The 13,403-nt window shown below is 72.8% G+C and carries 12 protein-coding genes; 3 read left to right on the top strand and 9 right to left on the bottom strand.

The features are described 5' to 3' along the window. Window positions 1-17: 17 nt before the first annotated feature. From VAB18032_RS22000 to VAB18032_RS22035, 8 genes are all read right to left on the bottom strand, one after another. Window positions 18-752: a hypothetical protein gene (locus VAB18032_RS22000; RefSeq protein WP_013735128.1), complete on the bottom strand. Its 735-nt coding sequence runs from the start codon at window positions 750-752 to the stop codon at window positions 18-20. A gap of 95 nt (window positions 753-847) precedes the next feature. After that, complete coding sequence (locus VAB18032_RS32990; protein WP_232510844.1) at window positions 848-2,338, bottom strand: helix-turn-helix transcriptional regulator; 1,491 nt, start codon at window positions 2,336-2,338, stop codon at window positions 848-850. A 3-nt stretch (window positions 2,339-2,341) separates the two neighbouring features. Beyond that, on the bottom strand, window positions 2,342-2,935 hold the full coding sequence (locus VAB18032_RS22010; RefSeq protein WP_013735130.1) for a GNAT family N-acetyltransferase: 594 nt from the start codon (window positions 2,933-2,935) through the stop codon (window positions 2,342-2,344). Window positions 2,936-3,048: 113 nt separating this feature from the next. Further along, a complete protein-coding gene (locus VAB18032_RS22015) occupies window positions 3,049-3,399 on the bottom strand; it encodes a DUF2203 domain-containing protein (protein WP_043721551.1) in 351 nt (116 codons plus the stop codon). 156 nt (window positions 3,400-3,555) lie between these two features. Further along, the gene (gene proC, locus VAB18032_RS22020) at window positions 3,556-4,374 is read right to left on the bottom strand and encodes a pyrroline-5-carboxylate reductase (protein WP_043721554.1); all 819 of its coding nucleotides are present in this window, start codon (window positions 4,372-4,374) and stop codon (window positions 3,556-3,558) included. A gap of 69 nt (window positions 4,375-4,443) precedes the next feature. Next, on the bottom strand, window positions 4,444-5,472 hold the full coding sequence (locus tag VAB18032_RS22025; RefSeq protein WP_013735133.1) for a 6-phosphofructokinase: 1,029 nt from the start codon (window positions 5,470-5,472) through the stop codon (window positions 4,444-4,446). A 147-nt stretch (window positions 5,473-5,619) separates the two neighbouring features. Then, complete coding sequence (locus VAB18032_RS22030) at window positions 5,620-6,150, bottom strand: pyridoxamine 5'-phosphate oxidase family protein (RefSeq protein ID WP_013735134.1); 531 nt, start codon at window positions 6,148-6,150, stop codon at window positions 5,620-5,622. 81 nt (window positions 6,151-6,231) lie between these two features. Then, window positions 6,232-6,729, bottom strand: a complete 498-nt coding sequence (locus VAB18032_RS22035; RefSeq protein WP_013735135.1) for a polyadenylate-specific 3'-exoribonuclease AS — start codon at window positions 6,727-6,729, stop codon at window positions 6,232-6,234. A 259-nt stretch (window positions 6,730-6,988) separates the two neighbouring features. Here VAB18032_RS22035 and VAB18032_RS22040 point away from each other — a divergent pair, with 259 nt between their 5' ends. Next, window positions 6,989-7,681 (top strand): Crp/Fnr family transcriptional regulator, encoded by a 693-nt coding sequence (locus VAB18032_RS22040; protein WP_013735136.1) that lies wholly within the window; start codon window positions 6,989-6,991, stop codon window positions 7,679-7,681. Between the two features lie 87 nt (window positions 7,682-7,768). Here the strand turns inward: VAB18032_RS22040 and VAB18032_RS22045 are convergent, their stop codons facing one another. Further along, on the bottom strand, window positions 7,769-7,966 hold the full coding sequence (locus VAB18032_RS22045) for a hypothetical protein (RefSeq protein WP_162097625.1): 198 nt from the start codon (window positions 7,964-7,966) through the stop codon (window positions 7,769-7,771). A gap of 177 nt (window positions 7,967-8,143) precedes the next feature. On the opposite strand from VAB18032_RS22045, the gene VAB18032_RS22050 reads away from it, so the two are divergent. Together VAB18032_RS22050 and VAB18032_RS22055 are read left to right on the top strand one after the other, a co-directional pair. Beyond that, window positions 8,144-11,770, top strand: coding sequence for an ATP-binding protein (locus tag VAB18032_RS22050; protein WP_013735138.1), 3,627 nt, complete (start codon window positions 8,144-8,146; stop codon window positions 11,768-11,770). 64 nt (window positions 11,771-11,834) lie between these two features. After that, window positions 11,835-13,244, top strand: coding sequence for a serine hydrolase domain-containing protein (locus VAB18032_RS22055; RefSeq protein WP_148272330.1), 1,410 nt, complete (start codon window positions 11,835-11,837; stop codon window positions 13,242-13,244). Window positions 13,245-13,403: the final 159 nt, after the last annotated feature.

Genomic DNA, 13,403 nt, shown 5'->3' on the forward strand with positions numbered 1-13,403 from the left:
GGCCCGCCCGGCCCGTGTCACGCGACGGCGGGGTCCGTGTGCGGGGCGGCGGTGGAGCGATCGTCGACTGCCGGCGTGGCGCTGTCCCGCGCCTCGCGGTCGACGGCTCGCAGCCCGTACCAGCCGATCGCGGCGACCAGGGCCACCTGGAGCAGGTAGTCGACGATGACGACGGCGCGACCGAACTGCGCCAGCGGGAGCGCCACGAAGAGCACCGCGTAGACCAGGGCGGCGATGGTCAGCGGCCGGGGCATGGTCCGCGCGATCAGCGCACCGACCAGGGCCAGGAGCATGCCCACGACGATCGCCAGCTGGCTGCCGATGATGGCCGGGATCACCCAGTCCAGCCGGTCGTTCAGCACGTCGAACAGGGCGCGTCCCTGCGCCTCGGGCAGCACGGCCGGGTCGGCCGCGTAGGCGAACGGGAGCACCTCCGCGGTGATCGTCAGCGCGAACACCACGCCACCGAGACCGACCAGGAACGCGCCGACCAGGTTCAGCAACCCGGCCCGGCCCCTGCCGAGCCGGACGATGAAGACCGCGGCGGCGACCCAGGACACCGCGTACGCCGGGCCGCCCAGGTAGAGGTTCATCGGCCAGTACGCGGAACCCAGTTCGCGAATGTCGTCGTACCGGATCGTGCCGTCGAACGGTGGCTCCCAGAGCATGAACACGGTCCGGCCGACCAGCGAGACGAGCAGCAGTACGAAGAGGGCGACGAGCGCGACGCGGCGCAGGTACGGGACGGACACGGTGCAAGCCTCCGTTGATCGAGTGATGGCTCACCGTGCCCCGAGGCCGCCGTCACGGGCATCGGCCTCAACACCTATCTTCAGCAATCCCCTGCTCAGGAGCGTTGTCGGGTGTGCTCCAGCCAGATCCGTGCCGCCTGCACCCGCCGGTTGGTGGTGCCGTCGGCCGTCAGGGCGAGCTTCATGAAGATCGCCCGCAGGTGTGCGTCGACCGTCCGCTCGGACACCACCAGTTGCGCCGCGATCCCGGCGTTGCTGGCCCCCTCGGCAAGCGCGGCGAGCACCTCCCGCTCCCGCGCCGTCAACCCACCGACCGCCGCCGACCCGACCTCCGGCACCACCCCGACCCCGCCCGATCCCTCGGCCGCGCCCGATGCCCCAGCCGCCGTGGGACCGGCGACCGCATCCGCCGCCCCGACCGGGCCCTCGGCTCCGGACGGCGTGTCGGCCGGCGGGAGGTGCGGGGCTCCGACGTGTGTCGGTGCGATCGTCGCCTCAACTCGTGGCGTCGTCTCCGGACCGACCGGTCCTGAGGGCGGCGGGGGCGTGAGGGTTCGGGCCAGCAGGCCCGTGCCGGCCCAGGCCGCGCCGCCGACGAGGACGGTCAGCGCCGAGACGAGCAGGGCTACCGTGGTCGGGCCGAGCGACGAGCCGGGAGCGGCCACGATCGTGCCGATGCCGGTGATGATCAGGGCCGCGGCGGTCAGACCGGCGATGCGGACCACGACGGTGACCTGACGAGGTTCGGCGGCACCCCGGGCGGCGGCGAGTGCGCAGCCGGCAGCGAACGCGGCGGCCCCCGAGAGCGCCACCAGGAAGGCCACCGAGCCCAGCGAGGGTTCGACGCCGCCGGGTGCCCGGGCGACGGCGAGGAGCAGACAGAAGGCGACGGTCAGCGGTGCCGCGGTGGTCGCCGCGGCGACGATGCCGAGCCGTGCCCGGACGGTCTCGTGCGAACCGAGGGCGGCTCGCCAGAGCGTCACCGGCAGCACGAGCAGCGCACCCATCCCCAGCAGGGTGGCGGTGGCGCCGACCGGCGCGAGCGCGGTACGCCACGACTCCCCGGCGATCGTCGGGAGCCCCGCGAACGGTTCGCTCGCCGTGGTCAGTACCGCGTTGACCAGTGTGACCGCGCCCAACGTGAGGCCCACGACCCGGTGCGTCCAGGGGGTGGCACCGCTGGTGCGGACGGCCGCCGAGGCGGTGAGCTGCATCAGCGCGAGCGGCGGGATCCAGGCCGAGTTCCACGCCGCGACAGTCACTGCGGCCCATGGCTGTCCGGCCGCGACCGCGGCCACCGCCAGGACGGTGAGCAGGAGGTAGGCGAGCAGGGACCCGGCCAACCCGGCGGCCAGCCGGCCCGCGGTGCGGTGGCCCGACCGACCCAGCCGGGCAGCCACGACGATGCTGACCGTCGCCGCCGCAGCCAGGGCCACAGCGCCGACCGGATCGCTCGCGTAGCCGCCGTGGCCGGCCGCTCCCAGGGCGGCGAGCGCGACCACACTCGCCCCCGCCGTGCTCGCGGCGACGACGGGCAGAACCTGTCGGGCCGGTGCAGGTCGGACGAGAGTGGTCGGGCGCGCCATACCCTACTGTTCTAGTCGCTCGCCGCCATCCGTACCGCGCGGCGCACCGGCGCGGTGGGCGCGCCACTCCGGGGCAAGCAGCGACCAGATCTCCAGGTCGGACCGCCCGTCCGGACCCGCAACCACCTCACGCAGTACGCCGTCGCGACGCATGCCGAGCCGACGGGCCACCGCGATGCTGCGGACGTTGCCGCTGAGGACACGCCACTCGACCCGGTGCAGGCCGCGCTCGTCGACCGCCCAGTCGATGAGCCGGCTGACCGCGTGGGTCACCAGCCCGCGTCCCTCGGCGGCCGGCTCCAGCCAGCAGCCCGCCTCGCAGACTCCCGTCCCGGCGTTCAGTGACACCAGCAGCACCCCACCGACAAGCGTCCCGTCGGACCAGATGCCCCAGATGCCGCCGTCGTCGCGGGCCCACCGGTCGGCGTAACGCTGCAGCACGAGCCGTGCCCCGTCCAGGTCGGTGGCCACGAAGGCCGGCGACACCCAGGGCGTCATGTTCTTCCGGGCCCGGTCCAGGTTGGCCAGGAACTCCTCCGCGTGCCACGGATTGAGCGGACGCAGCTCGGCATCGGCGGTCAACCGTACGGCGAACATTCAGTGCCCTCCCCCGTTGGTCAGCATGATCCACGCCCACCGTAGCGAGTGTCGCCATCGGATCGACGCGGTCTCCACATCGAACTACGGTCCGGCGCGGAGTTCAGTGGAGATCAGAGAGGGCGGCGGCCGGCGAAGCCGCAGTCGGCGCGGTGGTACCAGCGCACGTCGGCGTCCCCTTCCAGCCAGCACCAGAGCACCTGTCGGCCCTCGCGTTCGCCGGGGAAGTCGAGCAGCACCGGCGCGACGCTCTTGATCTCGATGCCGTGCTGCCCGATCTCGTCGCAGATCGCGTGCAGGCGCGCTTCCAGCCCCTTGAGCTCGGGCCGTCCGCCGAGTGCGCTGAGCCCGTGGTTGGCCAGATCGACCTGCAACTCGGTCAGGTCGGCGCGGACCCGGATCAGCTCGTCGATCCGAGGTTGCAGGGTGGCCACCAGGTGCCGGGCCTGAGCGAGAGTGAACACCGCGCCAGTATGCGTCACCCGGACATTCCTCGGGTACCGGCTCGGGGCCGCCCGAGCGGTGATCGGCTCCGTTGCGCCGATCTGGCGGCATCACCGGCCCGGGAATACCGCCACATCGGCGCAACGGAGTGGATCATGAGTTGGTTGCGGCGGGGTTTACTCGGCCTGGGCGGCGAGTTCGCGGGCCCGGTCGCGGGCCGCTTCCAGGGCGGCCAGCAGTGCCGCGCGTACGCCGTGATTTTCCAGCTCGCGGACGGCGGAGATGGTGGTGCCGGCGGGCGAGGTGACCGCCTCGCGCAGCTTAACCGGGTGTTCGCCGGAGTCGCGCAGCATCACCGCCGAGCCGATCGCGGTCTGCACGATCAGGTCGTGCGCCACCTGGCGGGGCAGGCCGAGCAGGATGCCGGCGTCGGTCATCGCCTCGACCAGCAGGTAGAAGTAGGCCGGGCCGGAGCCGGACAGGGCGGTCACCGCGTCCTGCTGGCTCTCCGGCACCCGGATGGTGGAGCCGAGCGGCTTGAACATCTCCTCGGCCAGCGCCAGGTGTTCCCCGGTGGCGTGCGCGCCGGCGGAGATGGCGGTCATCGCCTCGTCCACCAGGGCGGGGGTGTTGGTCATGACCCGTACGACCGGGGTGCCCTCGGGCAGCCGGCGGCTGAAGAAGCTGCTGGGCAGGCCGGCGCAGAGGGAGATGACCAGCTTGCCGCCGGGCACCTTCGGCCCTATCTCGTCAAGCAGTACCGCCGCGTCCTGCGGCTTGACCGACACGGCCAGCACGTCGGCCTCGTCGACCGCGGTGAGATTGTCCACCACCCGTACGCCGTAGCGGGCGGTCAACTCCTCGGCGCGGGCCGGGCGGCGGGCGGTGGCCAGCAGGCGGTCCACCGGCCAGCCCGAGCGCAGCAGCCCGGACAGCATCAACTCGCCGATCTTGCCCGCGCCGATCACCGCGACGGTGCGCACTCCGGCTGACACCTGACGTACCCCCTCTGGGAAGCGGCGTCGCGGCGGACCGGGCGGCCCGCCGCGACGTCGGAACCACGATCAGCTGCCGAAGAAGACCTCGGCCTCGGCGTAGCGCTCCAGCGGGACGGTCTTGAGCTCCCGGGTGGCGTCGGCGAGCGGGACGCGGACGATGTCGGTGCTCTGCATCGCGACCATCTTGCCCCAGTCGCCCTCGTGCGCGGCGTCGATGGCCTGCAGGCCGAGCCGGGTGGCCAGCACCCGGTCGAACGCGGTCGGGGTACCGCCGCGCTGGATGTGCCCGAGCACGACGGTACGGGCCTCCTTGCCGGTCTTGGCCTCCAGCTGCTCGGCCAGCCACTGGCCGATGCCACCGAGCCGGACGTGGCCGAACGCGTCCAGTTCCTGGTTCTGCAGGACCATCTGGCCCTCCAGCGGCTGGGCGCCCTCGGCGACCACGACGATCGGCGCGTACTGGTGCTGGAAGCGCTTCTCGACGTAGCCGGCCACCTGCTCGACGTCGAAGGCCCGCTCCGGCAGCAGGATCACGTTCGCGCCGCCGGCCAGGCCGGCGTGCAGGGCGATCCAGCCGGCGTGCCGGCCCATCACCTCGACCACCAGGGTGCGGTGGTGGCTCTCGGCGGTGGTGTGCAGCCGGTCGATGGCCTCCATCGCGATGTTGACCGCGGTGTCGAAGCCGAAGGTGTAGTCGGTGGCGCCGAGGTCGTTGTCGATGGTCTTCGGCACGCCGATGACGTGGACGCCCAGCTCGTGCAGCTTGGTGGCGACACCGAGGGTGTCCTCACCGCCGATGGCGATCAACGCGTCGACGCCCTGGGCGGCCAGGTTCTCCTTGATCCGCTCGACGCCGTTCTCGATCTTGAAGGGGTTGGTCCGCGAGGAGCCGAGGATGGTGCCGCCGCGCGGCAGGATCCCCCGGACCTCCGCGATGCCCAGCGGGCGGGACAGACCCTCCAGCGGGCCCTTCCAACCGTCCCGGAAACCCACGAACTCATGGCCGTAGCTGGCGACGCCCTTACGGACCACCGCCCGGATGACCGCGTTGAGACCGGGGCAGTCGCCGCCGCCGGTGAGCACGCCGATACGCATGATCGCTCATCCTCCTGGGAGCATCTGGTCAAGCCCGATCAAGCCCCAGGATATGCGTCACGTCAGACCTTCGGCGCCGTTGCCGGCCCGGGGCGGGCCGTCACTGCGACTGTAGTCGCCGCTGGTCCGACCGGACACCGCGACCCGCTACCGCTCAGTAGCGTGATCACGAGGTGCACCGGCCGCGACCGACGCACCGCCCGGCGCGAACACCGACGCACCAGGTGGCGCGGATCCGGCACCACCGAGCAGATCCTGTCGACGGCCGGTGCGCTCCCAACAGCGGGCTGCGGTGACGTGCACGGCGATCAGCATCAGGCCGGGCGTGGCCGGCCCGTCCGGGAACCAGGTCGCCAGTTCCGGACGCCAGAGCTGCGCTGCCCGCGTCGGGTCGTGGTCGTCGCGCGCGGTGCCGGAGAGCGACACCAGGACCTGATCCTCCGGGTCGGCGAAGCTCACCTCGACCTCCGGGTTGACCCGCAGCTGACGCACCGTCGCCGACCGGGCGTACCCGAAGAACCACAGCTCGCCGTCGAACGCCGCCCGTTGCAGGAGCATCGGGCGGCCCACCAGCCGACCGTCGAGCGAGATGGTGGTGAGCGTGCAACTGCCCGCCGCCCGGATCAGCTCGGTGATCCGCTCCCGGGCCGCGCCGACGGCCATCGCCTCGTCAGTCATGCTGGCGCTCGCTCATGGCGGTGCTCCCTCACGTCGACCCCCGTCAGGCCGAACCGGTGCCCCGGACGGAACCAGCCAAACCTACGACCCGGTCATCGCCCGCCACCGGGCCAGGTTGTGCCGGGCGTCGACCAGGGCGTCGTGCCGCGCCGAGTCGGCGTTCGGCAGCCGCGGGCGACCCCGGTCGTCCCACAGCTGTCGCAGGTCCTTGGTGAACCGGGGGATCTCCCGGGGCAGCGCCGGCATGGCACCCCAGAGCTGGGCCAGCGCCACGTGGTCGTACGCGGCGTACCAGGCCCACAGCTCCAACTCCTCGCCGTTGCCGGCGCGCAGCGGCTCGACGAGGAAGTCGTACAACTCGTCGCGGATGCGCTCGCGGGAACGCCAGGCCCGATCCGCCGGCGAGGGCAGTTTGTCCAGGACGTTGCGGCGGACCCAGGGCACGGCTCGGGACGCGTCGAACTCGGTGGAGACCGCGTAGAACTCGCGGCCGTACTCGTCGACCATGCCGATCGACACCAGTTCGACCGTGCGGCCGTCCTCGATGAATTCGCAGTCGTAGAAATAGCGGTAGACCATCCCCGCCATCCTCGCCGACGCCCGAACCGCGCTGACGAGCGGGGCGAGACACCGGGAGCGCTTCCACGCCACCCGCAACGGTGACATCGCAGCTGAAGCTGTCACACAAGCGACTTGAGGGGTGTACACCACGCGACCGGACCGTCATGATCTGATGTGTACCGCTGCCGGACGCCGATCGGGTGTCAGTCCGCCTTGTCAGGGCCGCCAGGCTCACCCGGTGAGCGAGTTGGGTCCTTGACCGGGGAGGGGTGGGGCCGTGGAGATGCGCCTGCCAGAGCCGGGCGACGCTCTCACCGGTGTGGAGATGTTCGCCGGGCTGGAACCCGAGGTACGCCAGCGTGTGATCGCCGCCGCGGTGCCCCGGACATATCGCAAGGGTCAGTTGCTGTTCGTGGAGAACGACCCGGGCGAGTCGCTGATCGTGCTGCGCAGGGGTGCGGTGGCGGTGTTCCGCACCGCGCCGACCGGCGAACGGGCCGTGTTGTCGGTGATCCGACCACCGGACGTGCTCGGTGAGGTCTCGCTGCTGGACGCCTCCACCCGGTCCGCCTCGGCCGAGGCGATCGAGGACTGCACCGCCCTGGCCCTGTCCCGGGGCGCCTTCATGGAGTTGGTGCACTCGAACCCGCGCATCCTCGACGCGGTGATGCGGTCCCTCGGCGCGCTCATCCGCCGGCTGACCGAGCAGAACGCCGACCATGTCTTCCTCGACCTGCCCGGCCGGGTCGCCAAGACGTTGGTGCGGCTCGCCGGCGAGAGCCAGGCCCCGATGATCACCATCGAGCTGAACCAGAGCCAGCTCGCGGAGATGGCCGGCGGTTCCCGGCAGAGCGTCAACCAGGCGATCGGATCGTTCGCCAACCGGGGCTGGCTGCGTACCGAGGGCCGCCGGATCGTGGTCACCGACGTGCCGGCGCTACGCCGCCGCGCCGGCATGAGCGACCGCTGACCGGCAGCCGCGCGCACTGATCACCGAAGCCGGAACACGAAGGCGGCGCCGGGAACAGGTCCCGACGCCGCCCGTGTGTCAGCTCGGTCAGGGCTTGGTGCTCCCGGGCCCGGCCCAGTCGGTGCCGCCCGGCCCGGCCCAGTCCGTGCCGTCCTTGCCCTTGCCCGGCACCTCACCGACGATGCCCTGGGCCTGAAGCTGAGCGAGGGTCGCGGCGTCCACATCCACCGTGTCCCCGGCCAAGTGGGTGACGCCGTTACCGTCGGTCCAGTCGCTGCTCAACATGACGTACACCATGAGGCTGTCCCCCCTCTGATAACGATCAACGAATCGGTTGCCTGAATCTAGCCGTTGCGCCACGGAGAGCACTGCCCGGTGGAGTGTCCACAAGCCAACAGCCCGGTACCCGACACTGGGCTGGGCAGCGATACTCGGTCGTGCGCCCCGCGTCGGGGCTCACCAGTGGAGGGTGTCATCGCCACTCAGTGTGATCGCTGTGGACGCACCGCCGCCGACGGTGACCGCTTCTGCGGTGGCTGCGGCGCGGAGCTCGGTGCCGTCTGCCCGCACTGCCTGCGCCCACTCGCGCCCGACGTGGCGTTCTGCACCTCCTGCGGGGCGCCCCGGGCCGGCAACGATCGTGCCCCGGCGATCCCGCAGGAGGACCGCCGCCGGGTCAGCGTGCTCTTCGTCGACCTGATCGACTTCACCCCGTACGTCGAGCGGGCCGACCCGGAGCTGGTCCGGGGCATGCAGACCGGGTTCTTCTCCGCCGCCCGGCGAGTGGTCGGCCAGTACGGCGGAGTGGTGGAGAAGTACATCGGCGACGCGGTGATGGCGCTGTTCGGCGCGCCGGTGGCCACCGAGACCGACGCGCTGCGGTGCGTCCGGGCCGGCCTGGAGTTGCAACGGGTGCTCACCCGTTTCACGCCCACCGGCACCGACGGGCTGCGCTTCCGGGTGGGGGTGGCCACCGGCGAGGCGCTTGTCGACGTGGCCGCCGCCCGCGACGGTGGGCAGGCGATCGTGGCCGGCGACGTGGTCAACACCGCCTCCCGGTTGCAGTCCGTGGCACCGCCGGGCGGGGTGCTGGTCGACGGCACCACGCACGCGCTGACCCGCGACACCATCCGCTACGCGGAGCAGCCGCCGGTCACCCTGCGCGGGCGCAGCGCACCGACCGAGGTGTGGCTGGCCCTGGCCGCGGTACGCCAGCAGCCCGCCGACCGGGAACCGGACGCCACCCCGCTTATCGACCGCGAACATGAGCTGGGCATGCTGGTCAACGCGCTGCACCGCAGTCTGCGCGACCGCCGGCCCCAGGTGGTGACCGTCTTCGGACGGGCCGGCATCGGCAAGAGCCGGCTGGTCCGGGAGCTGCACCGGCACACCGACCGACTGGTGGACGAGCCGTTGACCTGGCGGATCGGGCGCTGCCCACCGTTCGGCGAGAACGTCACGTTCGCCGCGCTGGCCGACATCGTCAAGGCCGAGGCGGGCATTCTCGACACCGACCCGGCCGGGACCGCCGCGCAGCGGCTCGCCGCGGCCGTCGGCGAGCTGGTCGGCCCCGGCGAGCGAGACCGGGTAGCGGACGCGCTGCGCCCGCTGGTCGGCCTGGCGGGCACCCCGCTGCCGGCCGAGGAGGCGGAGTCGGCGTGGCGGCGGTTCCTGTTGGCGCTGGCCGCCCGCCGTCCCACCGTGCTGGTCTTCGAGGATCTGCACTGGGCCGACGACGCGATGCTGCGCTTCGTGGAACTGCTCGGCGCGGCGGCCCGGGACGTGCCGCTGCTGCTGCTCTGCACCGCCCGTCCCGAGCTGGTCGACCGGGACCCGAGCTGGGCGGGGACGATCACCGGCTCGGTGACGATCACCCTGCCGCCGTTGCGCGACACCGGCATCGCCGCGTTGTACGCGCACATGTTCGGCCAGGCCGCCTTCTCCGCCGACCTGCTCACCCCGCTGATCGAGGTGGCCGGCGGCAACCCGCTCTACGCCCACGAGTACGTCCGGATGCTGATCGAGCAGGGCGCGTTGCGCCAGTCGGGGCGGGGCTGGTCGCTGGAGAAGCACCTCGACCTGCCGATGCCGGAGAGCGTGCACGCGGTCATCGCCAACCGGGTCGACCTGCTCGACGCGAAGGAACGGGCGGTGCTGCTGGCGGCGGCCGTGGTCGGGGTGCAGTTCTGGCCGGGCGCGGTGGCGGCGGCGGTCGGCCAGTCGGTCGAGGCGGTCGAGCGGGCCCTGCGCCGGCTGGAGCAGCGGGACTTCGTGCACGAGCAGGGTGCGTCCACCATGGCCGGCCAGCCGGAGTACCGGTTCCGGCACGTGCTGGTGCGCGACGTCTGTTACCAGCGGTTGCCGCGTACCGAGCGGGTGGCCCGGCACGAGCGCACGGCGGACTGGCTGGACACGCTGTCGCAGAGCCGGGACACCGACCTGGCCGAGGTGCTGGCTCATCATCGCTGGGCGGCGCACGAGATCGCCCGGTCGCTGGGCATGGACACCACCCGGTACGCCGGCCCGGCACGGGCCGCGCTGCACCGGGCGGCCCGCCGGGCGTACGCCCTGCACGGGTTGGACGCCGCCGCCGGGCACGCGGGCCGGGCACTCGGGCTGGCCGACGACTCCGACCCGGTGGGCCGGCTCCAGCTGGAGCTGCTGAGCACGGAGATCTCGTTCTACCGCGACGGCAACGCGTTCCTCTCCGGTGGTGGGCCCGAGCAGGTGCAGACGCTGGCCGACCGACTGCTGGCGCACGGCGACGAGGCGTGCGCGGCGCGGGCCTGGACGCTGCTGGGTCAGGCGGCGTGGCTGCGCGCCGACCGGCAGGCCGCGCTGGCCTGCCTGGACCACGCCGTACGGCTGTTCGAGCCGCTGCCGGACAGCGCCCAGAAGGCGGACGCCTACGCCGAGCTGGGTCGGCTGCACATGCTCAACTACGAGCGGGACGCGGCGGTGACAGCCGCCGACACCGCGGCCGAGATCGGCGAGCGGCTCGGGTTGACCGAGATCCGCACCAACGCCCGGATCACCGCCGCCACCGCCCGCTACCAGGCCGGCGACCGCTCCGGCCTGGACGAGTTGTACGCCATCGTCGAGTTCAGCCGGGGCCGGCAGCTGCTGGCGCTGCCCCGGGCCACCCAGAACCTCGCGTACGCGGTGCGGGAGGAGGGCGACTGGCTGCGCTCCGACGCGCTGCTCTCGGCCGCCCCGGCCCGTACCGCGAGCGGGCAGACGCTGACCACCAGCTACTCGGGCGAGGCGATGCGGGCCTGGTTCGAGGGCGATTTCGGTCGGCTGCTCGCCGCCGCCGAGGCGTTCGTGGACACCCCGACCGGCAGCTGGGACATGCAGGTCCGTGGGCTGCGGTCGTGCCTGCTGGTACTGCGTGGCCAGCCGGTGCCGCCGGCCGCCACGCCGCAGGCGCAGACGCAGCGGGCTGCCGGCGCCGCAGCCTCAGCGTCCGACGTCGCCGACCCCACACCGCTCTCGGCGGGACAGCCCTCGCCGCCGTACGACGATGTGGCGGCCGCGCTGGACACCGCCCGGCGCAGCGGCTTCCACCGGCTGCACTGGACGATGCTGGCGATGGGCGCACTGTGCCGGGCGGTGCAGGGGCGCACCGCCGAAGCCGCCGCCCTGGTCGACGAGCTGGCCGAGGCGTGGACGAAGATCCCGGCGTTGGCCAGCGGCGAGTGGATCGCCGCGGTCGGTTGGGCGGCCACCCTCGCCGGTCGCCGGTCCGCCGCCCGGGTACGCGCCATGCTCGACCAGGTCGGTCACCGTACGCCCTGGTCGGAGGCGGCGTTGCGGACCGTGACGGCCGCTCTGACCGGTGCCGACGGCGACCACCGGCACGCCGCCGAGCTGCACCTGGCCGCCGCCGAGATCTACGCCGGCATCCCCGACGTCACCGACCGCATGTTGTCGCTGACCTTCGCGATACGGGAGTTGACGGCGGGCGACGATCCGGCCGCGGCCGGCCCGCTGTTGAGCGAGCTACGCGCCTTCGCCCACCGCAACGCCGCACCGGGCCTGCTCGCCCTGGCCCACCCCCCGGTCGGCGCGCAGCCGCTCGCCAGCTGACCGGGCTGCCCAGACCTTGCCGATGGGCTTTGTCGGACGATCCACGCCTGTCATGATGCGGCGCATGTCTGTGCACCGTCGTACCGTGCTCGGGCTCGGCCTGGCCGCGGTCACCGCCGCCGTCGCCGGCTGCCGCCAGCCGGCGTCGCCGTCCACGCCGGACGCCGCTGCCGCCACCGGGTCCCCCACCGGCCCCGCCGCGACGCACCGTCCCCGCGCCGGGGCGTCGAGTGCGCCGCCCACGGCGGCGGCCGGCGAGGCGCTCGGCGCGGCACCGGGCAGCTCGGCCGAGGCGGCGGCCGACGGCAGCCTGAGCGGGCAGGCCGGCATCGGCACGCCGTCACCGTTGAGTCGGGCCCTGACCATGGAGCTGACCCGGCACCTGAAGCCCACGGCACAGAACCCGAACCATCCCGCGTACGCGGGCGCGGTGGCGTACGTCCAGGTCGACGGCAAGCTCGTCGCCCGGGCCGTGGTCGGCAAGGCGCTGCGCTACGGTGCCGGCCCGGTGCTGCTGCCCGAGTCGAAGCAGGTCGCCATGCGCCACGACTCGATCTTCGACACCGCCTCGCTGACCAAGGTGTTCACCGCCATCCTGACCTTGCAGCAGGTCGACGCCGGCCGGATCGCCCTCGACGCCCCCGTGGTGGAGTATCTGCCCGGCTTCACCGGCACCGGCAAGAGCAAGGTCACCGTCGGCATGCTGTTGGCGCACACCAGCGGGCTGCCCGTCGGTGCCAAGGTCACCGGCCTGCCCGACGACGCCGCCCGGCGGGCCGCCGTGCTGGCCACCCCGCTGATCAAGGGCGCCACCCCCGGCACGGTCTTCCGCTACTCCAGCGTCGGTCTCATGGTCGCCGCCCAACTCGTCGAGCACGTCACCGGCCAACGGCTCGACCAGGCGCTCAGGTCCGGCATCACCGGCCCGCTCGGTCTGCGCGACACCGGTTTCAACCCCAGGACCTGGCTCAGCAGCGCCGACCAGGCCGCCCGACTCGTCGCCACCGACGCCCGCTCCAGCCGGGGGCTGCTGCGTGGCACCGTGCACGACGACGTCGCCAACCACCTGGGCGGGATCGCCGGGCACGCCGGCATCTTCTCCACCGCCGCCGACCTCACCGTCATCGGGCAGCTGCTGCTGGACGGCGGCACCTACCGCGGCACCCGGATCCTCTCTGCGGAGACCACCGCGAGGATGCTGACAAATGTCAACGCCGGCCTGCCCGCCGTCGACGCCGAACGTCCCGACCGCACCTCCGACCATGGTCTGGGGGTGGTGCTGCACCAGCCCTGGTTCATGGGCAAACTCGCCACCAGTCGCACCTTCGGACACACCGGCTTCACCGGCACCTCGCTTCTCGTGCACCCCGGCCGCCGGATCGTGCTCGTCCTGCTCACCAACCGCGCGCACCCCAACTGGAGCTGGGCCAACCCCGACCCGGTCCGGGTCGCCGTGGCGAACCTCTGCGCCTGACCGTCCCGCCGGATCGCCTGGCACGCGCCGCACAAAAGGACAAAGAGCCGCGTGTCGACCAGCGACGCAGGACGCGCCCGGGTACCCCACGCCACAAGGCACTCCCCGAACCCGGTCCGGACGTGTCACGATTCAGAGCACGGCGTGTGGGTGGCGCCC

This window comes from Micromonospora maris AB-18-032 (genome assembly GCF_000204155.1).
In the GTDB taxonomy this organism is placed as follows: Bacteria; Actinomycetota; Actinomycetes; order Mycobacteriales; family Micromonosporaceae; genus Micromonospora; species Micromonospora gifhornensis.

Coding starts and splice junctions, on each gene's coding strand:
- VAB18032_RS22010 (WP_013735130.1), bottom strand. CDS start 2,935: ATGTTCGCCGTACGGTTGACCGCCGATGCCGAGCTGCGTCCGCTCAAT.
- VAB18032_RS22035 (WP_013735135.1), bottom strand. CDS start 6,729: ATGGTCTACCGCTATTTCTACGACTGCGAATTCATCGAGGACGGCCGC.
- VAB18032_RS22025 (WP_013735133.1), bottom strand. CDS start 5,472: ATGCGTATCGGCGTGCTCACCGGCGGCGGCGACTGCCCCGGTCTCAAC.
- VAB18032_RS22055 (WP_148272330.1), top strand. CDS start 11,835: ATGTCTGTGCACCGTCGTACCGTGCTCGGGCTCGGCCTGGCCGCGGTC.
- VAB18032_RS32990 (WP_232510844.1), bottom strand. CDS start 2,338: ATGGCGCGCCCGACCACTCTCGTCCGACCTGCACCGGCCCGACAGGTT.
- VAB18032_RS22030 (WP_013735134.1), bottom strand. CDS start 6,150: ATGACTGACGAGGCGATGGCCGTCGGCGCGGCCCGGGAGCGGATCACC.
- VAB18032_RS22045 (WP_162097625.1), bottom strand. CDS start 7,966: ATGTTGAGCAGCGACTGGACCGACGGTAACGGCGTCACCCACTTGGCC.